The following is a 22839-nucleotide window of genomic DNA, read 5'->3' as shown; positions in this document are numbered from 1 at the left end:
TCATCGTGCTGACTTTTTATTCTGCTTAAACTTAAATTTATCCTAAATGGCTTAATGGTTGTTGTTCACGATAAACTTCATCAATTGTACCGCCACCTAAACAAACATCACCTTCGTAAAAGACGACAGCTTGCCCTGGTGTAATTGCACGTTGAGGTTCATCGAATATAACGTTTGCCGTACCATCCTCATTAACATGAACTGTTACACCACTATCTTTTTGACGATATCTAAACTTGGCTGTACATTTAAGAGGTTGAGTTAGATCGCGGTCAACTAACCAATTAACGTCAACAGCTAACAATTCATCCGAATACAATGCTTCATGATGGAAACCTTGCTCTACATATAAGACGTTATCAGTTAAATTTTTCCCAACTACAAACCATGGATCACCTGAACCACCAATGCCAAGACCTTGTCGTTGCCCGATCGTGTAATACATTAACCCGTCATGACGACCTTTTACTTCACCTGATAAAGTTTGCATCTCACCTGGTTGAGCTGGTAAATACTCACTTAAAAATTCTTTAAAGTTTCTCTCACCAATAAAACATATTCCTGTACTGTCTTTCTTGCTGGCAGTAGCTAAATCATGCTCTTCAGCAATTTCACGTACTTCTCGTTTCGCTAAACCACCAAGCGGAAACATAATCTTAGGTAAGATGTCTTTAGATATTTGGTTTAAGAAATAAGTTTGGTCCTTGTTATCATCAACGCCACGTAACATTTCAACTTGACCATCTTTTTCACGAACTTGAGCATAATGCCCTGTAGCTAAATAATCTGCTCCTAAACCGACAGCATGGTCTAAGAAGGCTTTGAATTTTATTTCTTTATTACACATAACATCCGGATTTGGTGTCCGACCTGCTTTATATTCATCTAAGAAATATTGGAATACTTTATCCCAATATTTGCTTTCAAAGTTTACTGAGTAATAAGGAATATCTAGTTGGTTGCATACACGTGCAACATCTTCATAATCTTGTGTTGCTGTACATACACCAAACTCATCAGTATCGTCCCAGTTTTTCATAAAGATTCCGACGACATCGTAGCCTTGTTGCTTTAATAATAGGGCTGTAACAGATGAGTCAACACCACCTGACATTCCGACAACTACTCGAATATTTGAACGATCTTCCATGCTCTCACCACCTTTATGATAAACTCTTTAATCGTTCGACAATCGGCTGTATCTTTTCAGCGACTTGCTTCATTTCATCTAAAGTATTATGAATCCCAAAACTAAACCGAATCGAATTATATAACCGCTCATCTTCTTCACCATACATCGCTTTTAAAACGTGAGATGGATCAATTGAACCTGCCGTACAAGCAGAACCAGACGATACTGCTATACCTGCTAAGTCTAGATTCGTTAAAAACATTTCGACCTCTGTTTTAGGAAAACTTATATTAACAATGTTAGACACTCGGTTATTCAAATCTCCATTTATTGAAAACTCCATCTCTTGTTTTTCTAATTGAGCAATGAGTTCATTGAATAGAGCTTGATAATGAGTATTACGGCTTTCTCGTTCTTCCATCAATACTTTTACAGCTTGCTCGAAACCAGCAATTGCTAAAGTATTTTCTGTACCTGAACGCCACTTACGTTCTTGTTCACCACCAAATACTTGTTGCTTTAAGTGATGTTTTTCATGTTTATATAAAAACCCGACGCCTTTTGGACCATATATTTTATGTGAAGAAGCCGTTAATAAATCTACTTTCATCTCTTGAACATCGATTTGTTGTACCCCATAAGCTTGTACAGCGTCAGTATGGAAAACAGCTTGATGTTCTTCTAACAATTCACCAATTTCTTGAATGGGTTGGATCACACCAACTTCATTATTAACAGACATAATTGTCACTAAAATCGTATCGTCTCTTAATGCTTCTTTTAGTTGATTAAGGTCGACTTGTCCCGTTTCATCTACAGGTAAATATGTGACATCAAAGCCTTCGCTTTCTAGTCGTTCACACGGATGTAATACGGCATGGTGTTCAATTTGTGTCGTAATTATATGGCGTCCATACTGTTCATTAGCATAAGCAGAACCAAAAATCGCTAAATTATTTGCTTCAGTACCACCACTTGTAAAGATTAACGATGTAAATGGCGCATTAATACTTTTAGCGATAGTCGTTCGCGCTTGATCTAGCAATTTTCGGCTATCTCTTCCGAAAAAGTGAATACTAGATGGATTACCAAAATGGTTTTGCATAACTGAAGTCATCTGTTCTTGAACCGATTCATGTAACGGCGTTGTAGCAGCATGGTCTAAATAGATATGTGACACTTCTTTCACCTTCTTTGTAACTAAATATAAAACATATGCTCTTCTTGATAGTTATTGTCATCATAGTCGACGAGATCTTGTAAAGTAGTCGTTTCTAACACGTCTTTTACCGCATCACGTATTCTTTTCCATAGTTCACGTTTTGATGGTTCTTCATCATCCATCTCTTCTACAGGTCGAATTGGACCTTCTAAAGTTTTAATAATATCTGCTGCAGTAATTAGTTTTGGCTCACGGGTTAATAAATAACCACCTTTTGCACCTCTTACACTTTTAACTAACCCCTCGTTTCGAAGAGGAGCAATTAATTGTTCTAAATAATGTTCAGATAAATCATATTCAGAAGCGATTGACTTTAATGGAATCGGCTTGTCACCGTAATTCTTTGCTAATGCAATCATAATGGTTAGACCGTATCGGCCTTTAGTTGAAATCTTCAATTAAAGCTCCTCCTTAAACGCTCATCTTTCTATATTAATCAGTATAACACGTTGTTGTGCCTCTTAAAGTAACAACATAATTTATATAAATTACTGTAAAGATCATCTGTTAAAAACCATGTGATATTATAGCATGATGTAAGCCGTCATGCATTAGTTAAGTTTTATTATGGCGTGCTTTCTGCTTCAAGTTATTCAACTTGTCATACACTTGAGCCAACCGCTTTTCTTCACCAATTTCTTTCGGTGTATAATAACTAGCATCTTTTAACTTTTCTGGCAAGTATTCTTGATAAACCCAAGACCCTGCGTAATTGTGAGGATATTTGTATTCAATACCGTGCCCTAAATCTTTAGCACCGTGATAATGAGTGTCTTTTAAATGGTCAGGGATATCATCAGTAATACCTTTTTGCACATGGGTTATTGCTTGATCTAATGCTTTATAAGCTGTGTTTGATTTTGGAGATAACGATAATTCAACTGTCACTACAGATAGCGGGATTCTCCCTTCAGGTAATCCAAGACGTTCAACTGATTCAATAGCAGGTAATACTCGTGAACAAAGCTGTGGATTCGCTAAACCGATATCCTCATAGGCAATGACGAGTAACCTTCTTGTAATAGCTTCTAGGTCGCCACCTTCTAACAGTCTAGCTAAGTAATGTAGTGCGGCATTAACGTCACTTCCTCTAATACTCTTTTGAAAACTTGATAATAAATTATAATAAATATCACCTTTTTTATCGTGTGAGAACCCTTTATTACGAATGCAATAATTGACTGTATCTTCATCGACAATATAAGTACCTTCTTCATTTTGGTCTGATGCAAAAACAATATCTTCTAATAAAGTTAATGCCGTCCTCGCATCTCCTGTTATAGAAGCAATTTGTTCTATTAAATGGTCTTTTATATCAATATTTAAATGACCTAAGCCTCTATACTCATCATTTAATGCTTTGTTCAGTAATGTTTTAACGGCTTCAGGTGATAATAATGATAACTGTTTAATTTGACCACACCTTGAACGAATTGCGTTATTTACACTGTGATAAGGGTTTTCTGTAGTTGCACCAATTAATGTAATCACACCTTCTTCCAAAGCTTTCAATAAATAATCTTGCTGGCTTTTATTAAATCGGTGGATCTCATCAATAAACAAAATGGCTCCTTCACTCATTTTGGCTTTAGCTGTAATCTCTTCTATTTCTTTTTTACTAGAAGTTGTAGCATTAATCGCATAGAAATCTTGATTTGTAGATCCTGCTATGGCAAAGGCTAGTGAAGTTTTACCAGTTCCAGGCTCTCCATATAAAATCATGGATGGTACATGTCCTTGGTTAATCATTTTATATAATGGTGTATTTTCACCAATTACGTCATCTTGACCGACCACATCTTCAATTGTTTCAGGTCTCATTCGGTATGCTAATGGCTCTTTAAAAAACATGTTAGAACTCCTTTTAGTCTAAACTCTTATATTATTTTACTATATTCAAAGGTAAATTGACGAATAATCACCTCTTATGTATAAAATAATAGCTTATTGCGCATGATAGAAACAGAAAACTATTAATTATACAAACATAAATGATTTAAAATGAAAGGATGAAAACATATGGTGAAAGTTCGTCAAGATGCTTGGTCTCACGAAGATGACCTATTATTAGCTGAAACTGTGCTAAGGCATATAAGAGAAGGAAGTACACAGTTAAATGCTTTTGAAGAGGTTGGTGATCAACTAAATCGTACAGCTGCAGCATGTGGCTTTAGATGGAATGCTGAAGTTAGAAAAAACTATGAGAAAGCAGTAGATTTAGCGAAAAGGCAAAGAAAACAGAGGAAGAAAGCCCAACAACAACAAAGAAAACCTCAACCAAGACGTACTGTACAGCCTGAAGTAAATCTACCAATGACAGTAGAAGAAACAGCAATGCCAGTAGAGAATTCGACAATGCAAGTACAAACAAACGAAGTATCTACTAGTGCTCCTTCTATTGACTCTATCATTCATCAATTAAACCAACTGAAAACTTCAAATCAAGTGAATGAACAAATCAATAGTGAGCTAGAAGCTTTAAAACATGAAAATGAAGAAGTTCGTAATGAAAACGAGCAACTAAAAGCGAAGGTAGAAGAAATGTCGCAACAATACGCTAGCTTACAAGAGGATTATCAAACATTCATTAACATTATGGATCGCGCTCGTAAGATGATGGTATTTGATGAAGATGAAGTAACGACACCATCATTTAAGATGGAGAAAAACGGTAATTTACAGCAAATAGCTAAATAATAAAAAATGGGTAAGGAACAAAACAAGTCCTTACCCTTTTTTATGGTTCTATATCAAATGTGGTGATGAAAATTTGCACTTTCAAAGAATATATTGAACATCGCTACATCAAAATGCTTCGCTTTCCGCGGGCACGGCTCGAGCCTCCTCGGCCCAAAGAACGGGGCCTGTGGGGTCTCGAGACTCGTGCTGTTCCCGCAGGAGTCTACGCATTTTGATTCCGCTTAATACACCTCACCTAACACAAAAGTTGCTATGTAATCTTGTTTTCATTGATTTTGTCCTGCGCTTTAATGAGCAGATGTTGCATTTGTGCCCTGTGGGTGCAAGCGTCCATCGCAAGACACCACCACATTTAGTATAGACCCTAAAAAAGTACAGCTACATCAAAATAAAACACTAATCATTTGATTAGTGTTTTTCGACTTTATGTAACAATCCCAATTGTGCCGTCCCTCCGTATTGTTTTGAACCCGCTCAAGGCAGGTGGGTGTCCTGTTCCATATATCTTGTAAGTCCTTAACAAAGGCTTTTACGCAATATGGAAACGTCCGGACTCCCTACAATATAAGTGTTCGGTCAAAACTTATGTGGAGTAAGACGAACACATTAGGATTGATTGGTTGCTTTGTTATTTTGTAATTAAATCATAGCATGAAGCTAACATCGTTTCAAGTGCTAAAGAGTAGTTCTATGGTAGGTAGCAATTTTTAGGTACATTAGCCTTCATTATCTTCATATTTCGCGATACTTTGCAAGTAAAGCTCTTCCAATTGATGTTGATCAACTTGAGAAGGAGCTTGAGTTAATAAGTCTGATGCTGAAGCTGTCTTTGGAAATGCAATTGTATCACGTAAATTCGTCTTACCAGCTAAAATCATGACTAAACGGTCAAAGCCTAAAGCGATACCGCCATGAGGTGGCGCACCAAACTCTAAAGCCTCTAACAAGAAACCAAATTGATCATGTGCTTCTTCTTTAGAAAAACCTAATGCTTCAAACATCTTTTCTTGCATGTCTTTCTTATAAATACGAAGTGAACCACCACCTAGTTCATAACCATTTAAAACAACATCATAAGCTTTTGCTTTAACATTAGAAGGATCTTCATGTAACTGGTTCATATCACCTGTTTGCGGCATTGTAAATGGATGGTGTGCAGCATGATAACGCCCATCATCTTCATCATATTCAAATAATGGCCAGTCCGTAACCCATAAGAAGTTAAATTGGCTCTCATCAATTAAGTTTAACTCTTTACCTAGTTTTGACCTTAGAGCACCTAAACTTGCTGCAACAACATCTGGTTTGTCTGCTACAAATAACAATAAGTCATTTGATTCGCCATTTAATGCTTCTAAGATTGAATGTTCCTCTTCTTCTTCAAAGAATTTCGCGATTGGTCCAGTTAGTGATTCACCATCGACTTTCATCCAAGCCAATCCTTTAGCTCCGTACACAGAAACGAATTCTGTTAAATGATCAATGTCTTTACGAGAATACTGATCTGCAAAGCCTTTAACGTTTATAGCACTTACTTTTCCACCTGATTCAACAGCTTGTTTAAATACTTTAAAACCACTGTTTTGGAACACGCCGCTCATATTAACTAATTCTAAACCAAATCGTGTGTCAGGTTTATCTGACCCATAACGTTCCATTGCTTCATCATAAGTTAAGCGAGGGAATGGCAGTGTCACATCTAGCCCCTTAACTTCTTTTACAACCGACTGAAGCATTTCTTCAGTCATTTGCATAATTTCTTCTTGTGATAAGAAAGAAGTCTCAATATCAACCTGTGTAAACTCTGGCTGGCGGTCTGCTCTTAAGTCTTCATCTCTAAAGCAACGGGTGATTTGATAATACTTTTCAAAACCTGACACCATAAACAACTGCTTAAAGATTTGTGGTGATTGAGGTAAAGCGTAAAACTGACCAGGGTTAACACGGCTAGGTACTAAATAGTCTCTTGCCCCTTCAGGTGTACTTTTCGTTAAAATAGGTGTTTCCATCTCTAAAAAGTCATTTGAGTTTAAATAATGTCGAATCGCTTGAGCCGTTCTATGTCTTAAAATTAACGTTTCTTGCATTGGCTCACGGCGCAAATCTAAATAACGATATTTCAGACGTGTTTCTTCTGTTAAGTCTTTATGATCATCTACTTTAATCGGTAATGCTTTCGATTCGTTAACAACAGTTACACCGTCTACTAACACTTCAACTTCACCTGTCGCCATATTTTCGTTAATTGTTGAAGTATCACGCTTTAAAACTGTGCCTTCAATTTCAACGACGTATTCGCTTCTTAACTTTTCTGCTACTTGTAATGCTTCTTCATTATGTTCTGGGCTGAAAACCGTCTGCACAATTCCAGAACGATCTCTTAAATCAATAAAAATTAACCCGCCTAAATCTCTACGCTTTTGCACCCAACCTTTTAATTTTACTTTCTGGTCGACATGCTCTGTTCTAATATGTCCACAATGTGTTCGTTCCATGATGATCCTCCTTAAACTGACGTTTCTAACTGTTCGATAATTTTATCGAGTTCAATTGTTTTTTGTTCGCCTTCTACTAAATTCTTAACGTTTGCAACACCATTGTTTACTTCATCTTCACCAATAATAATGGCATACTTTGCTTTGTAACGATCAGCTGCTTTAAACTGTGCCTTCATTTTCTTATCTAAATAATCTTGGTCAGTTCTAAACCCTGCTTTTCTAAGTTTATAAACCAAACTGGAAGCTGTATACTTCGCTTCATCACCCATCGTAATAACGAAACAATCAAGCGTTTGGCCTGTTTCAAGATCAATTCCCTCTGCTTTTAAAGCCATTAATAAACGTTCGATACTTAAAGCAAAACCAATTCCTGAATTTTCAGGTCCACCTAGATCTTGAATTAAGCCGTTATAACGTCCACCACCTGATAGTGTCGTAATCGAACCAAAACCTTCAGCCTCACTCATAATTTCAAAAGCGGTATGTGTATAATAATCAAGGCCTCTTACTAGCGTCTCATCGACTACATAAGAAATTCCCATAGCATCTAAATGCTTTTTAACTTCTTCAAAGTATTGTGATGAGTAATCATTTAAATACTCCAAAATTGAAGGAGCAGAACTCATTGTTGGGTGATCACGGTCTACTTTACAATCGAGTAACCTTAGTGGGTTTTGTTCTAAACGCATTTGACAATCTGAACATAACTCTTCTTGATAAGGTTTGAAGTGCTCAACTAAAGCTTGCCTATGTGCTTCACGACTTTCTTTGTCACCTAAACTATTCAATACTAATTTTAACGATTTTAAACCTAATACTTGATAGCAATCCATTGCAAATGCAATGACTTCAGCATCAATTGCTGGGTCAGCACTTCCAATTGCTTCAATGCCAAACTGAGTAAATTGACGTGTGCGTCCTTGCTGTGGACGTTCATATCTGAACATCGGCCCTAAGTAATAAAGTTTCGTAGGTTGGTCAGCATTGCCGTGCATTTTGTGTTGTACGTAAGACCTTGCAACAGATGCAGTTCCTTCTGGGCGTAGAGTCAAACTTCTTCCACCACGATCTTCAAATGTATACATTTCCTTTTGGACGATATCTGTCGTATCACCAACTCCTCGTTGGAACAGTTCAGTTCGTTCAAACATTGGAGTCCGAATTTCATCATAGTGATAAGTGTGAGCTAAACCTTTCAATGCCTCTTCAACAACTTGCCATTGTTTTGTATTTTCAGGTAATAAGTCTTCTGTACCTCTTGGAACGCTAATGTTCATGTTAAAATCCTCCTTCTGATTTCTTAGTCAATATGTGATCAATAAATATTAAAAATTTTACGTAAAATAAAAAACGTCCCTACCAAACTTTACCGTTTGATAGGGACGAGACTTCTCCCGTGTTGCCACCCTGATTAAAGCATATACTGCTTTCTCTTCATTATCGTAACGCGATTACGCGATGAACACCTACTAATTATATATTGCTAACGTTCGATGTCATACCTCCAGAATGTCTTTCATGAAAAGAACTGATAGGTTTATTTCCAGCCAAGATAAACCTTCTCTGAAATCGCTCTTCTTTCACTACTTTTTCCTTCATAGGCTTTAATCATATTCAAATGTTTAAATAATCATATATAGTAATTCACAAAATGTCAAGTTACTTTCTATTTATCTTTGGAATCTAATATTAAAGTAACAGGACCATCATTTAATAATGAAACTTTCATATGTTCACCAAAGGCCCCTGTCTCAACTGGGACACCTAAGTTTGCCACTTCTTCATTAAACTTCTCATAAAGATCATTTGCTTGGTCAGGTTTTGCTGCGCTCATAAAATTAGGTCGTCTACCTTTTCGGCAATCTCCATAAAGAGTGAACTGAGAAATCGATAATACTTTCCCGCCGACATCTTTCACTGATAAGTTTAATTTGCCTTGTTCATCCTCAAAAATACGTAAGTTAGTCACTTTATCAGCAATATACTTTAAGTCTTGCTCATCATCTTCATGTGTAACCCCTAGCAGAACAACTAAACCTAATTCAATTGAACCGGTCATTTCATCATTAGCCTCAACCGAACCTGTCGTAACACGTTGTATGACTGCTCTCATTACAAAATCTCCTTACTGTATCGTTCTTTGTACGGTAAATACGTCGCTTATATGTTTAATCCGATCAACAATTCGTCTTAAATGATCAACATTTTGAATTAGAATAGTTAAATTAATGACTGCCATTTTATTTTTGTCGGATTTACCTGTGACAGCGACGATATCAGTATTCGTTTCGTTAACGACTTGTAGAATTTCATTTAGTAAACCATTTCGGTCGAAACCTGATATTTCTAAATCGACACTATAGTTTTTACGTTGACGATTGACACCTTCCCATTCTACATCAATTAAGCGTGCCTCATCTTCGTTTTTAATGTTTGGACAATCATCACGGTGAACTGAAACACCGCGTCCTTTTGTAATAAAACCGATAATTTCATCACCAGGAACTGGGTTGCAACATTTTGAAAGACGAACCATTAAGTTGTCCACGCCTTTAACATTGACACCAATTCCGGTCGATTTTTTCTTAGTTTTTGTTTCTACTTCTTGTTGAGCTTCAATTAAAGAATTCTCTAAATCAACAGGTTTTTCTTTTTCGATTAATTTTTCAGTTAAACGATTCGTTGCTTGTTGTGCTGTAATTCCTTGATAGCCAACTGCAGCATACAAATCTTCTAGCGTGTTTAAATGAAAACGACTTAAAGCGTTTTGAATGTTTTCTTCAACTAGAACTGATTTAGGTGAAAGGTCTAAACTTTTAATTTCTTTTTCAATCAGTTCTTTTCCACGATCGACATTCTCATCACGACGTTGTTTTTTTGAAAAACTGTTTTATTTTATTTTTAGCTTGCGACGTTTGTGTGATTTTAAGCCAGTCTTCAGAAGGGCCATATGAATGTTTTGACGTTAACATTTCAACGATGTCGCCCGTTTTAAGTCGATAATCTAATGGCTCGATCTTACCGTTTACTTTAGCACCGACCGTTTTATTACCTACTTCTGCATGAATTCTGTAAGCAAAGTCTAATGGGACAGAACCACTCGGAAGTTCTATTACATCACCATTCGGTGTGAAAACGTAAACCATATCAGAAAAGAAATCAACTTTTAATGACTCCATAAACTCTTCTGCATCATTTGTTTCACTTTGCCATTCAAGAATTTCTCGGAACCACGCTAACTGTTTCGACATATTCTCTTGATCGTGATCTTGTCCTTCTTTATACGCCCAGTGTGCAGCGATACCATATTCAGCAATTTCGTGCATTTCTTGAGTTCGAATTTGCACCTCAAGCGGATCACCTTTAGGACCAATTACCGTCGTATGAAGAGACTGATAAAGGTTCGGTTTCGGCATTGCAATATAGTCTTTAAAACGCCCTGGCATTGGTTTCCAACAAGTATGAATAATACCTAAAACAGCATAGCAGTCTTTAATACTTTTAACGATGACTCGGACTGCTAGTAAATCATAAATCTCGTTGAAATCTTTCTTTTGGATCGCCATTTTACGATAGATGCTATAAATATGTTTAGGTCGTCCTGAAATTTCTGCTGTTATGCTAACATCTTTTAATTGGTCTTGAATCTCATTTATTACTTTTTCAATATAATAGACTCGCTCATCACGCTTTTGCTTCATTAAGTTAACAATACGGTAATATTGTTGTGGATTTAAGTACCTTAACGATATATCTTCTAGCTCCCATTTAATTGTGGATATACCTAAACGGTGAGCTAAAGGGGCAAAGATTTCTAATGTTTCATTAGCAATTCGTCTTTGCTTATGTTCTGGTAAATGGTCTAAAGTTCTAATATTGTGCAGACGGTCTGCCAACTTAATTAAAATCACGCGTATATCTTTAGCCATCGCAATAAACATCTTACGGTGGTTTTCTGCTTGTTGCTCTTGTTTTGATTTATATTTAATTTTACCTAGTTTGGTTACACCTTCAACGAGCGATGCTACTTCTTCACCAAACTCCTCTTTTAAATCATCATAAGTAATCCCAGTATCTTCAATAACATCATGTAAGAAACCACTCGCGATCGTTGCTGGATCCATTTCTAGATCAACTAAAATACTAGCAACTTGTACAGGGTGAATAATATATTCTTCTCCTGATTTTCTTATTTGACCTTCATGCGCTTCTTTGGCGTAATCAAAGGCAAGCCTAAGAAACGTCGTATTTTCTTCATTTAAATAACGACTCGCGTCTTGGATTACTTGTTCAATTGTTTTAGTTTCATGTTTAGCCATAACATCACCTAGGTGTTTCTAAAGTCAGATTTTTAACTAATTATAATAATAATTTGAATATTGTAAAGTAAAGTTGAACAGTTAAACTATGTATTCAATAATTCAAATAAACTTGGCTGACCAAAATCTGGCCAGCCATTAAGCTTAATACTCCATTAAAGTTAGTATATCATAATCTTTTAGCTTTTCTCGACCGTTTAAATAACTTAACTCGATTAAAAATGCACAACCTACAACTTCTCCACCTAGTTGCTCAACTAAATCGAGTGTCGCTTCAACTGTACCACCAGTTGCAAGTAAATCGTCAGTAAATAACACACGTTGACCTGGTTTAATAGCATCTTTATGAATAGTTAAAGCATCTGTACCATATTCTAAACCATACTCCACTTTAATCGTATCACGTGGTAGTTTTCCTTCTTTACGTACAGGTGCAAAACCTACCCCTAAAGCGTAAGCAACTGGACAACCTACGATAAAACCACGTGCTTCTGGTCCAACGATCACATCAACATTTTGTTGCTTAGCATATTCTACAATATCATCTATAGCTGATTTAAAAGCAGGACCATTATCCATCAATGTCGTAATATCTTTAAATTTAATACCTTCTTTTGGCCAGTCTTCTACAATCGTTATATGTTGTTTATAATCCATGTACAACTTCCCCTTCCTTCGTTTGCAAGCGCAACTTACTGTCAATCCATTCCTTTAATTCTCCAAAATTTGAGTAGTACAACGTCTCTTCAACTTTCAAAGCATCTTGTTTTCGTTTATATGCTACTGACTCCTCTAACGGTTTAAACTCTACATCGTTTCGAAAAGTTATATCACCATTAGTTATTTTAACAAAGTTCAAGTCAAAAAACACTTCTAGCATGAAATCCAATTGCCCTAATGACCAGTTTTTTGCTTCAGCAAGTTGAGCCTTTTGCTCGTATTTAATGACTTGGTGTTTCTTCAATGTGACGTATAATGTTTTAAACGCTTCCCTACTCGGAATAAATGAAAATAGATGATTATTCTCATTGTTGAAACATAAATAAATAGCTTCAAACTGCGTAAACTGTATAGCTTCTTCAAAAGTCTCCAATGATTCAGGTAAATCTAAACAGACTAACTTGTTATATTGTTGTCGTTCAAGTAACGTTAATTCACTATAATGATAATAATTTGCTTCTTTCTCAAAAGTCGGTGATTCATTAAAGTAGACAAACAGTAGTTGATCCGAAGATAAAATTGATTTAACTTGATCAGTTAATCCTTTTCCTCGATAATCAAACAGTTGCCACTGGTTACACCTTAAGTCTTTTAATTTAACTTGCAACTTTCGATTACCGTTCCATTCATTGACCTCAATTTCACCAACGACATCAACTTCAGAGCCTAAAGTCAACTTATCTGCAACCTCACCCATTTGAAAGCCGATCATTTCAACTGTTAAACCATCTATATCCCCGTGTAGTTTAATATGGTTTTGTTTAGCTCCAATTTTTCTAATGTTTGTTAGTTTCACTTGATTAAGTTGAAAGACCGGTTTCTCATTCTCCATACCAAATGGGGCTAATAGTTCTAATTCTTGTGGAAAATTAATATCCAACTCAGCCCAATTAACTTCATCTTCAATCATTAAGTTAGGTATAAAATCTTCTTCAGTCAAAATCTCACTAGCTTTTTCATTTAATACTTTTCGTAAATCATCTAATTGATCTAAATTAACAGTCATTCCTGCTGCTTGAGCGTGACCACCAAAATGTACAAACAAGTCGTTAACTTTCATACCTTCTTTAAACATGTCATAAGCTGGTATACTTCGACCACTGCCTTTAGCTATGCCTTTATCTCGATCAATTCCTAATACAATAGTCGGTTTATAATATTTATTAACAATTCGAGAAGCAACAATACCAAGAACTCCTGGATTCCAACCTTCATTTGCTAAAATAATAACATCATCGTCTTTGTGATTTTGTTCGATCATTTCAAACGCTTGTTCAGCTATCTCTTTGACTATTTGCTGCCTTTCTAGATTTAACTCATCAATTTCTTTTGCCATATCTTCAGCAATGATTGGGTCGTCTTCTAGTATTAAATCAACAGCTAACGATGCATCTTGTAGACGGCCTACAGCATTTATTCTCGGTCCAATAATAAATCCAATATGTTCAGTCGTAATTGGCGGTTCAATTTTGCCGATCGTTTTAATCGCTTCAATACCAGGCATGTCATTATGAGTCAGCGTAGACAACCCTTGTTTTACTAACACACGATTTTCACCTTTAAGCGGAACTAAGTCAGCAACCGTTCCAATGGCAACTAAACCTGTCAATTCTTTTGGTATTCGACCTAATAGCGCATGAGCAAGCTTAAAAGCAACACCTACTCCAGCTAGATCGTTAAAAGGGTAGTTTTCTGATAAGCGTGGGTGAATAATCGCATAAGCGTCTGGAATTTCATCCTGTTCTTCGTGGTGGTCTGTAATAATTAAGTCGATTCCTAACTCTTTTGCCACAGCCGCTTCTTTTGGTGCAGCAATTCCATTATCTACCGTTATAATTAAAGTACCACCAGCTTCATGTACTGCTCTAAAAGCGGCTTCATTTGGCCCATAACCTTCAGTAAAGCGGTTTGGAATATAATAATCAACTATAGCACCTAACGAACTTAACGTCTTAACTAACACTGAAGTAGCGGTAACACCATCAGCATCATAGTCTCCATATATTAGTATCTTTTCTTCATTTTCAATAGCTTGTTTTATTCTTAACACAACTCGTTCCATTTGTTCGAATAAGAAAGGGTCATGTAGGTCGTTTATCGTTGGGTATAAAAAAGCTTCTGCTTCTTCCTGTGTATGTATACCTCTTCTTACTAACATACGTTCTATCACAGATGAAACAGATAGATTTAGTTGAGGTGTTTGATTGTTTGATACACTTTTCCAATTCATTTTACTTTTTAACATATTTTCACCCCTGACTAACTTATTATACAAGAGCTAATCAGGGGTATCAATGTGAGATTATTTTTGTTCATCTTTTTTTTCGTGATCTAGCACCGTTTGATCTTCAAGTTCTTGATTTGGTTCTTCTTCAAGTGTTGGATCAGCTTTTAACTGTTTGATTTGTTTTTGTAATTGATAAAACTTAGCAAAGCTAACGCCCATCACTAATAGTGCACCAAGTAGAACTGACAATAAAATAACTAATATTAATGGAGCTTCTGTTTCTACGAATAAGAAATCGACAGGGACAGAATCGACATTAATAACAGCAAAGACAGCGATTAAAATTGTAAATATAATCGTTAATATAATCCAAGTTTGTTGTTTCATTTAAATTCCCCCATTATTTTTCTTGTTTTTAGTTTCCCTATAACAAGGAAGCTCAATCCTCATTTTCAAAAAAAGTGATAGAGGTAAATTCCCTCTATCACTTTTAATTATTACACTTGTGGTCCTTCTTGACGTTTTTTCTTTTGGAAGTCTACTGGCTTTTTCTCAATGTTACGCCCTCTCCACACTAACCATAGTTGTGCACCAAGGAATAGTGATGAGTACGTACCAGCAAGTAAACCGACAATTAGTGCAAACGCGAAGTAGGTGATCGCTTGTGCACCGAAAATGAATAACATTAACGCCGCAAAGACTACTGTAATTACCGTATTGAAACTACGTGCTAATGTTTGCATTAAACTCTTATTAACAATTGCAGCTAAATGACTAAATGTCTTAACTTTCTTCTCCATCCGTAAGTTTTCACGAATTCGGTCATAGGTAACAATGGTATCGTTAACTGAATAACCGACAATAGTAAGTATTGCTGCGATAATTGTAATATCAAACTCAAACTGGAAGATACTGAATAAAGCTAAAATAAAGAATGCATCATGTAATAACGCAAAGATCGCTGTTAAAGCAAAGAATAATTCGAACCTGAACGTTACATAAATAATAATCGCTATCGAAGCAATTAATACAGCATAAATCGCATTCATTGCTAGCTCTTGACCAATTTTAGGTGTTACTGTGCTGACACTTGGTTCATTGCCATAGGCATCAGTGAAGTGATTATTGACTTCTGCAATTTGATCTTGGTCTAGTACTGTATCAAAGCGGACCATCGCAATTTCATCTTCATCACCAGCCATGACTACTTGCGTTGGGTCTAAGCCTAGTGTTCCAAACTCATCATTTACTTCTTCAGCTGTTAATGATTCATCCGCCATCACTTGTACACGTGAACCACTTTCAAAGTCGATCCCTAAGTTTAAACCAACTGTAGACAAAAATATAACTCCAGCCGTAATTAAGGCACCTGATATTATAAAGAACTTCTTACGGTGCTGGACAAAATCAAATGTTTTACCAAAGAAGTGAGGTTCAACTTCTTCACCTTTCGTAATATCTTTAATTTCATCTTGTTTAACACCAAACAGCTTTGGTTTATTGTTTAATACCTTACTATTAACCCATAACCCTAGTAGGAAGCGCGTTAAGTAAACCGCTGTAATAAAGCTTAGGACAATACTAATGATTAACATCGTCGCAAAACCTTTAACTGAACTTGTACCAAATATAAACAAGACAGTAGCTGCGATGATGGTTGTAACGTTGGCGTCTAAAATGGTCGCCAATGAGCGTCTATTACCTGCTTTAAAGGCGGATTTAAGTGTCTTACCTGCCTTTAATTCTTCTTTTATTCGTTCAAAGGTTATAATATTAGCGTCTACCGCCATACCAACACCGAGCACGAGTGCTGCGATTCCTGGTAATGTCAGTACGCCATTAATCGATTCAAACACAAGTAATATTAAATAAATATAAGCACTTAATGTTACCGCTGAAACTAATCCTGGGAAACGATAATAACTAATAATATATAATAGGATTAAGATGACACCTAGAATACCAGCATAAACCGTTTGATCTAACGCCTGTTCACCAAACTGAGCACCAACCGCTACAGAGTAAACTTCATTTAAGTCAGCTGGTAATGAACCGGCATTAAGTAAGTCAGCTAATTGTTTAGCTTCATCTACAGTAAACTGACCTTCAATCATAACGTTTGTACTAGCAATTGGATTTTGCACACGTGGTGCAGAAATAAATTTGGGATCATCACTTCCTACCTCTTCTTGGAATGAATCACCTTCTTCATAATCTAACCAAATAACTAATAAATTATCGCCTTCTGGCAATTGCGAAACATCTTGTGTAACTTCATGGAAATTCTCATAATCACTTTCTTCAAAGTTACGTTTCGTCTCCATTGTTACAATTGGTTGGTTCATATCATCGAAGTTCTGTCTAGCACTTCCTTCGACTAGCTCTGTCCCATCAAAGAACAGTTCATCATCTACACCTCTAAATGAAAGATTAGCGGTTGTCGATAACAATTCACGTGCTTCATTTTGATCGGTAACACCTGCTAGTTGAACACGTATTCGATCATCACCTTCTATATCAATAGAAGGTTCATTAACCCCTAATACGTCAACTCTTTCATATAAGCTTTGAACAACTGCATCGAGCATATGATCGTTAACTTCTTGATTCTCACTTAATGGTTCAACTTCGTATAAAACTTCAAAGCCACCTTGCAAATCTAAACCTAATGTAATATCTTTCGTTATTGAATTGGTTGTCGTACCAATTAATCCTCCTAAGAGTAAAACAATTAGGAAAAAGGCGACAATTCTGCCCTTCCTTTTCATCTTATCTGTTACCTCCTTTAAGTCGACACCGTTGGGATTTAGTTCACTTCTTTATGATCCTGTTCCCATTGGGATAAAGCTTCTATTTGTTGTGATAACTCTTCGTCCTGTTGCTGAACTTGAACCGTTAAAAAACTCATAAATAGACGATCACTCATATGTAATACATCTTGTACGACTTGATGTAATGTTTTTTCATTACTTTTTCGCCATACTTTCTTCTGCAAACAATTCCATACTTCATCATGTGTGACGTGATCATAACCTAATAGACGCAATTCATCTACTTTACTTTGAATGACGTCATACAAGTAAGGGCGCCATTCTTCAACGTGCTTTTTAACCGGTTCCAACTAAAATCCCCCTTTAATGGCAGCTTCGTATGACTCCTCTTTCTTAACAGAAGCGCTTCATTTTATTCAACAATCAATCTTTTAAATAACTCTTTATTTCATCATACAAACTTTTAATCTTTTATCATGACTTGCACTAAGACAAGCATATAAATTATTGTACCGAAATTTCACCCTTTTGAGAAGGTAGGTATTCAAATTGTCTAAGCAGACTTTTATTAAAGGCGCCATTATATTAATAATCGCAGGGATGATCAGTCGTTTACTCGGTTTCGTAAATCGTATTGTGTTAGCTAGATTGTTAGGAGAAGAAGGAATTGGCATTTACATGTTAACTTTACCTGCCTTATTTCTCATGATTACGTTATCTCAAATTGGAATTCCCGTAGCCGTTTCCAAACTAGTTGCAGAAGCGAATACAGAAAACAATAAACAAAAGATTAATCAAATTTTAAAGTTGTCCTTTACCATTACCATTTCTTTAAGTTTAGTTTTAACAACCCTTTTTATAACTGCAGCACCTTTCGTGTCTAACTATTTAATCTTGGATGACCGTACTTATTTACCAATGTTGATGATTAGCCCAATTATAATAATCATAGCAATCTCATCAGTTTTAAGAGGTTACTTCCAAGGGCTACAAAACATGAAGCCACAAGCTACCTCACAAGTGATTGAACAAGTAGTTAGGATCGTCTTTGTTGTTATTATTGTTAAGATGATGCTACCTTATGGCATTACCCATGCTGCAGCTGGGGCTATGGTTTCAATCGTAATTGGTGAACTTGTGTCACTATTTTATATGTATTACTGTTTCAAAAAGCATAAAAAATCCATTATTGACCTTACAGTTCACAAAGGGTTTAAAAAAATGCGTTCTACTCTTAATAGTATTTTACACATTGCACTTCCTACAGCAGGAACACGTTTGATCGGCTCAACAACATATTTCTTAGAGCCGATTCTAGTCTCACAAAGTTTAATTATTGCCGGTTATACGATATCAGAAAGTACTAAACTATATGGTCAGCTAGCGGGTTACGTACTACCTTTACTCCTTTTGCCGACTTTTATAACACATTCTCTATCGGTAGCTCTCATTCCTTCAATAAGTGAAGCGAATGCTTTAAAACATTATCAAACTGTACACTACCGAATAAGACAAGCTTTACGTCTGTCATTTGCTTCAGGTGGTATTGCGACGATCATCTTTCTACTATTAGCTCCTGTCATTTTGCAGCTCATGTATGGCAATGACAATGGTGCTAAGTTTTTAATGTTTATGGCACCTTTTTTCTTATTACTATATTTCCAAGCACCACTACAAGCCGCTTTACAAGCACTAGACTATGCGAAACACGCTATGGTTAACAGTTTAATTGGAGCTGTCGTAAAACTTGCTGTCTTATGGTTACTAGCTACAAAACCCTCTTTCGGGATTGATGGTGTTGTAATTTCTATTGTTGTTGGCGTACTTGTCGTCACCTTATTACACTTCATCACACTTTATAAACTGATCAAATTTAGAATGCCGTTTTGGCTTTCGCTTAGAATGATTACATTAGTTATTCTAGTTTACATTATGGGGACTAAAATTGAGTCGATCCTTATAACTGGCAGTGCATTAATCTCTACAATACTTATTATCACAACTCTAATATTTATATATATCGTTGGCTTATTCCTGTTTAAAATTGTATCAAAAGACGAATGGGAACAGCTTAAACAAGGCCGGTTTTAATTGAGCTTCTTAAAGTCTACAAAAATTGATCCATCTTCATGCATTTGGGCAACAGACACTTTTGTAATATCGTTTACACCATAGCTTTCCAGTTTATTTATTACTTGTTCTTGTGTAGTTCCTTGTTGTTTTAAAGCTTCCTCTTGAAATTCACCATCAACAATAATTGGATCAAAATAATTTAAAGGATTATCTTTCTTCTGAAATACTGAGAGCTTGCCATTTGTTTCTAATACGGCAAGCTCTACTTCTTTTAACTGTAACGCCCCTTGCTGCCTCAATTGCACGAGAAGGTCGTCCATGTTATATCGCTGCCTCTTCATTTCTTTTTCATCAATTTCCCCGTTTCGAACGATAATTGATGGTGTGCCATCAAGAAGCATTCTCGCCTTATTACTTCTAAAAGAAACCTCAGCTGTTAACCTTTGAATAATTAATAATACAAAGATCGGTGTTAACAATAAAAAGAAGGATTCTTCCGTTTGTTCAATAGAAAGAACCCCAACTTCAGCCATCATAATAAATACAATTAAATCCATAATACTTAACTCACCGATCTCACGTTTACCCATTAAACGAAAAACCGCATAAATCGCTATATAAACCCCTGCTGTGCGAACAATCAAGTTTATTAGTTCATCCATATTGTCCATCTCCGTTGATATATTCGCCTTTAGCATTTGCTATATAGTTCAATTTATACGGTTTAACTAGCCTTTAGAAATAACGGATTGCCATATAGATTGTCGCAATAATAAGTGACACAACAACTATGAATAAACCATATAACATAAATCGGACGAAAGGGATTTTCACTCCGTTTGTACTCGCAATCCCTGCAACGACAACGTTAGCAGAAGCACCAAGTAGCGTACCATTCCCACCTAAACATGCTCCTAAGGCAAGTGCCCACCACATTGGATCAGTCGCCGTCATTCCAAATTCCTCAAGCTCAAACAAAATCGGAATCATTGATGCGACATAAGGAATATTATCTAGAAACCCTGATAATAGCCCCGCAGACCACAAAATGATAAATGATGACTTTACAGTATCGCCTTCAGTTAACGTAATGAACGACATCGCAATTTGATCTATTATACCAGTTTGTTCTAACCCACCTACTAAGACGAATAGGCCGATAAAAAAGAATAAAGTCGTCCATTCTACTTTCGCAAAAATTTGTTCACAATCGGCGTATTTTTGCGATAGAAGTAAAAGAATTAACGCTCCAGCTAAAGCTACTGTAGTTAACTCAACATGAATAAACCCATGGAGAAGAAACCCTAGAATCGTAAGAACAAGTACCGTTAAAGATTGGTAAAGTAGTGGTGATTTCTTCAATGCAGCATTTGGGTCTAAGTTTATTGCCTCATCACTTCGCTGTTCGCCTGCCTTCGATAGCGTTCTTCCAAACATAAGAATTAATAGAACCATAGTAATAGCAAAAATAACAATGACTACAGGAGTTAAATGGATAATGAAAGACATAAATGTTAAATGTTCAACAGCTTGTCCAATCATAATATTTGGTGGGTCTCCAATCATCGTCGCTGTTCCACCAACATTAGAGGTGATAATCACCATAACAAGATACGGAAAAGCTGGTAAGTTTAATTTTTTGATCATGTGTAGGAGAACTGGTACAAATAACAACACGGTCGTAACATTGTCTAATAAAGCTGAACCAACTGCAGTGAATACACCTACCCAGAAAAACAACGGTATAGGCCTTCCATCCACTCTTTGTATCATCCATAATGCAATAAACTCAAACACGCCTGTTCTTTGAGTAATCGTAATTAATACCATCATTGAAAATAGTAATACTATTGTGCTCCAATCCACATAGGTTGTTAATGCACTATCAACTGAAAATATCCCAAGTACAACTAGAATAGCAGCGCCACATAAAGCGACTAATGCTCGATTAATCTGATCAAGTAATAAAAAGACGTAACTTATTGCAAACACTGTAATGGCGATGATCGCTTCCATGTTCATTTCCCCTTTTAACTTTCTGTCCTTATAAAATAAATACGTCTTTTTCATTAGAAACATGCATAGTTTTATACCAATAGGACAACAATGGACAGCTTATGCCTTGGTTTAAGTAGTTAGGCACAAATTGTTAAAGGGGGATTTTTTTATGAATGAGCGTCTTAAAGCAACTTTTTACGGATTAACAGCCATTCTAGTACTTATGTTAGTTGCAAGTTTAGTATTTGCTTTATTTATTAATTTCGATTGGATGGCGACTAGTACACTTCAATGGGTCACTTTTATTACTAGCATTGTCATTATGCTAATTGGTGGGTTTATATCTGGCAGGATGACAGTTCATAAAGGTTGGGTGACAGGTGCTATAGTTGGTATCATTTATGTTGTAGGGATTATGCTTTATCAATTTTTGGCACATGATTCATGGATCCAAAGCTATCAAATTTTATATTTCTTAATATTCATCGTAGCTACAGTTACGGGTAGTATTTTAGGTGTCAATATGCAAAGAAGAAGTGAAGCATATTAAAAGAGATTCTATTTACAAATGTGGAGGTGTAAAAATTTACACCATCCACTTGTTATCCTTTTAACGAATATATTTAACATCGCTACATCAAAATGCTTCGCTTTCCGCGGGCACGGCTCAAGCCTCCTCGGCCCAAAGAACGGGGCCTGTGGGGTCTCGAGACACGTGCTGTTCCCGCTGGAGTCTACGCATTTTGATTCCGCTTAGTATAGCTCACCTAACACAAAAAGGGTTTTGTGCTCTTTATTCTGTAATAGATGCTTTATTTAATGATTGTGATAATGGACACCACCATATTTAGTATAGAGCCGAATTTTAAAAACTAACTTTAAAGATAAAAAAACAGGTTGGAATATCCAACCTGTTTTTCATTATGCTTTCTTTTCACGAACTGAGGTACGATCGTATGTAAGCTTCTGTCCTTCATTGACCTCTAACACTACTGTACCTTCATCTAGCGCATGCACAGTACCATGCATACCGCCAATAGTGATAATTTCATCACCTTTTTGTAGGTTATTTTGCATCTCTGTAATTTGCTTTTGACGCTTTTGTTGCGGACGAATTAAAATAGCCCAAAACAATAGTACAAATAAAAGGATTGGCATTAACGTCATTAGTAAATCCAT

Annotated in this window: 18 protein-coding genes, 1 other RNA gene, 1 pseudogene and 1 other annotated feature; of the genes and pseudogenes, 3 read left to right on the top strand and 17 right to left on the bottom strand. The window is 36.1% G+C overall.

Annotated features, from left to right (window positions below):
- Nucleotides 1-37: 37 nt before the first annotated feature.
- From mnmA to AHA02nite_RS11015, 4 genes are all read right to left on the bottom strand, one after another.
- A complete protein-coding gene (gene mnmA, locus AHA02nite_RS11030) occupies nt 38-1150 on the bottom strand; it encodes a tRNA 2-thiouridine(34) synthase MnmA (protein ID WP_146817280.1) in 1113 nt (370 codons plus the stop codon).
- A gap of 13 nt (nt 1151-1163) precedes the next feature.
- Nucleotides 1164-2312: a cysteine desulfurase family protein gene (locus tag AHA02nite_RS11025; protein WP_146817278.1), complete on the bottom strand. Its 1149-nt coding sequence runs from the start codon at nt 2310-2312 to the stop codon at nt 1164-1166.
- Between the two features lie 20 nt (nt 2313-2332).
- Nucleotides 2333-2752 (bottom strand): cysteine metabolism transcriptional regulator CymR, encoded by a 420-nt coding sequence (cymR, locus tag AHA02nite_RS11020; protein ID WP_146817276.1) that lies wholly within the window; start codon nt 2750-2752, stop codon nt 2333-2335.
- Between the two features lie 157 nt (nt 2753-2909).
- Complete coding sequence (locus AHA02nite_RS11015) at nt 2910-4205, bottom strand: replication-associated recombination protein A (protein ID WP_146817274.1); 1296 nt, start codon at nt 4203-4205, stop codon at nt 2910-2912.
- A 168-nt stretch (nt 4206-4373) separates the two neighbouring features.
- On the opposite strand from AHA02nite_RS11015, the gene AHA02nite_RS11010 reads away from it, so the two are divergent.
- Complete coding sequence (locus tag AHA02nite_RS11010) at nt 4374-5051, top strand: RsfA family transcriptional regulator (protein WP_146817273.1); 678 nt, start codon at nt 4374-4376, stop codon at nt 5049-5051.
- A gap of 433 nt (nt 5052-5484) precedes the next feature.
- Here AHA02nite_RS11010 and ssrS read toward each other — a convergent pair.
- The 10 genes and pseudogenes from ssrS to AHA02nite_RS10960 form a co-directional block, all read right to left on the bottom strand.
- Nucleotides 5485-5670, bottom strand: a non-coding RNA gene (ssrS, locus tag AHA02nite_RS11005) — 6S RNA.
- A gap of 100 nt (nt 5671-5770) precedes the next feature.
- Entirely contained in the window at nt 5771-7549 is a 1779-nt protein-coding gene (gene aspS, locus AHA02nite_RS11000; protein ID WP_174758192.1) for an aspartate--tRNA ligase, read from the bottom strand.
- Between the two features lie 11 nt (nt 7550-7560).
- The gene (hisS, locus tag AHA02nite_RS10995; protein WP_146817269.1) at nt 7561-8829 is read right to left on the bottom strand and encodes a histidine--tRNA ligase; all 1269 of its coding nucleotides are present in this window, start codon (nt 8827-8829) and stop codon (nt 7561-7563) included.
- Nucleotides 8830-8927: 98 nt separating this feature from the next.
- Nucleotides 8928-9160, bottom strand: a binding site (T-box leader).
- Nucleotides 9161-9218: 58 nt separating this feature from the next.
- On the bottom strand, nt 9219-9665 hold the full coding sequence (gene dtd / locus AHA02nite_RS10990; RefSeq protein WP_146817267.1) for a D-aminoacyl-tRNA deacylase: 447 nt from the start codon (nt 9663-9665) through the stop codon (nt 9219-9221).
- Between the two features lie 12 nt (nt 9666-9677).
- Nucleotides 9678-11871, bottom strand: a pseudogene (locus AHA02nite_RS10985) (RelA/SpoT family protein).
- 144 nt (nt 11872-12015) lie between these two features.
- A complete protein-coding gene (locus tag AHA02nite_RS10980) occupies nt 12016-12528 on the bottom strand; it encodes an adenine phosphoribosyltransferase (RefSeq protein WP_146817265.1) in 513 nt (170 codons plus the stop codon).
- Nucleotides 12518-14836 carry a single-stranded-DNA-specific exonuclease RecJ gene (recJ, locus tag AHA02nite_RS10975; protein WP_146817263.1) on the bottom strand — a complete coding sequence of 773 codons (2319 nt, stop codon included), beginning with the start codon at nt 14834-14836 and terminating at the stop codon, nt 12518-12520. The genes AHA02nite_RS10980 and recJ overlap by 11 nt, the downstream gene beginning before the upstream one ends.
- Before the next feature lie 57 nt (nt 14837-14893).
- Entirely contained in the window at nt 14894-15205 is a 312-nt protein-coding gene (locus AHA02nite_RS10970; protein ID WP_146817261.1) for a lipopolysaccharide assembly protein LapA domain-containing protein, read from the bottom strand.
- A 110-nt stretch (nt 15206-15315) separates the two neighbouring features.
- A complete protein-coding gene (secDF, locus tag AHA02nite_RS10965; RefSeq protein WP_146817259.1) occupies nt 15316-17586 on the bottom strand; it encodes a protein translocase subunit SecDF in 2271 nt (756 codons plus the stop codon).
- Between the two features lie 38 nt (nt 17587-17624).
- On the bottom strand, nt 17625-17939 hold the full coding sequence (locus AHA02nite_RS10960; RefSeq protein WP_146817257.1) for a post-transcriptional regulator: 315 nt from the start codon (nt 17937-17939) through the stop codon (nt 17625-17627).
- Nucleotides 17940-18138: 199 nt separating this feature from the next.
- On the opposite strand from AHA02nite_RS10960, the gene spoVB reads away from it, so the two are divergent.
- Nucleotides 18139-19680 (top strand): stage V sporulation protein B, encoded by a 1542-nt coding sequence (gene spoVB, locus AHA02nite_RS10955; RefSeq protein WP_146817255.1) that lies wholly within the window; start codon nt 18139-18141, stop codon nt 19678-19680.
- Here spoVB and AHA02nite_RS10950 read toward each other — a convergent pair.
- Together AHA02nite_RS10950 and AHA02nite_RS10945 are read right to left on the bottom strand one after the other, a co-directional pair.
- The gene (locus AHA02nite_RS10950) at nt 19677-20324 is read right to left on the bottom strand and encodes a DUF421 domain-containing protein (RefSeq protein ID WP_170236079.1); all 648 of its coding nucleotides are present in this window, start codon (nt 20322-20324) and stop codon (nt 19677-19679) included. The two genes, spoVB and AHA02nite_RS10950, sit on opposite strands and share 4 nt — an antisense overlap.
- A 73-nt stretch (nt 20325-20397) precedes the next feature.
- On the bottom strand, nt 20398-21678 hold the full coding sequence (locus tag AHA02nite_RS10945) for an ArsB/NhaD family transporter (protein ID WP_146817251.1): 1281 nt from the start codon (nt 21676-21678) through the stop codon (nt 20398-20400).
- Nucleotides 21679-21829: 151 nt separating this feature from the next.
- On the opposite strand from AHA02nite_RS10945, the gene AHA02nite_RS10940 reads away from it, so the two are divergent.
- Nucleotides 21830-22210, top strand: coding sequence for a TIGR04086 family membrane protein (locus AHA02nite_RS10940; protein WP_146817249.1), 381 nt, complete (start codon nt 21830-21832; stop codon nt 22208-22210).
- A gap of 371 nt (nt 22211-22581) precedes the next feature.
- On the opposite strand, the gene yajC is transcribed toward AHA02nite_RS10940, so the two are convergent.
- Complete coding sequence (gene yajC / locus AHA02nite_RS10935) at nt 22582-22839, bottom strand: preprotein translocase subunit YajC (RefSeq protein ID WP_146817247.1); 258 nt, start codon at nt 22837-22839, stop codon at nt 22582-22584.

The sequence above is a fragment of the Alkalibacillus haloalkaliphilus genome, assembly GCF_007991275.1.
In the GTDB taxonomy this organism is placed as follows: Bacteria; Bacillota; Bacilli; order Bacillales; family Alkalibacillaceae; genus Alkalibacillus; species Alkalibacillus haloalkaliphilus.
This window is presented reverse-complemented; position numbering and strand designations above follow the sequence as displayed.

Excerpts from the sequence above, each read along its gene's own strand:
- AHA02nite_RS10940 (WP_146817249.1), top strand. The coding sequence starts at position 21,830 with ATGAATGAGCGTCTTAAAGCAACTTTTTACGGATTAACAGCCATTCTA.
- AHA02nite_RS10980 (WP_146817265.1), bottom strand. The coding sequence starts at position 12,528 with ATGGATTATAAACAACATATAACGATTGTAGAAGACTGGCCAAAAGAA.
- AHA02nite_RS11015 (WP_146817274.1), bottom strand. The coding sequence starts at position 4,205 with ATGTTTTTTAAAGAGCCATTAGCATACCGAATGAGACCTGAAACAATT.
- hisS (WP_146817269.1), bottom strand. The coding sequence starts at position 8,829 with ATGAACATTAGCGTTCCAAGAGGTACAGAAGACTTATTACCTGAAAAT.
- yajC (WP_146817247.1), bottom strand. The coding sequence starts at position 22,839 with ATGGATTTACTAATGACGTTAATGCCAATCCTTTTATTTGTACTATTG.
- mnmA (WP_146817280.1), bottom strand. The coding sequence starts at position 1,150 with ATGGAAGATCGTTCAAATATTCGAGTAGTTGTCGGAATGTCAGGTGGT.
- AHA02nite_RS10970 (WP_146817261.1), bottom strand. The coding sequence starts at position 15,205 with ATGAAACAACAAACTTGGATTATATTAACGATTATATTTACAATTTTA.
- recJ (WP_146817263.1), bottom strand. The coding sequence starts at position 14,836 with ATGTTAAAAAGTAAAATGAATTGGAAAAGTGTATCAAACAATCAAACA.
- AHA02nite_RS10945 (WP_146817251.1), bottom strand. The coding sequence starts at position 21,678 with ATGGAAGCGATCATCGCCATTACAGTGTTTGCAATAAGTTACGTCTTT.
- aspS (WP_174758192.1), bottom strand. The coding sequence starts at position 7,549 with ATGGAACGAACACATTGTGGACATATTAGAACAGAGCATGTCGACCAG.
- AHA02nite_RS11010 (WP_146817273.1), top strand. The coding sequence starts at position 4,374 with ATGGTGAAAGTTCGTCAAGATGCTTGGTCTCACGAAGATGACCTATTA.
- secDF (WP_146817259.1), bottom strand. The coding sequence starts at position 17,586 with ATGAAAAGGAAGGGCAGAATTGTCGCCTTTTTCCTAATTGTTTTACTC.
- dtd (WP_146817267.1), bottom strand. The coding sequence starts at position 9,665 with ATGAGAGCAGTCATACAACGTGTTACGACAGGTTCGGTTGAGGCTAAT.
- AHA02nite_RS10950 (WP_170236079.1), bottom strand. The coding sequence starts at position 20,324 with ATGGATGAACTAATAAACTTGATTGTTCGCACAGCAGGGGTTTATATA.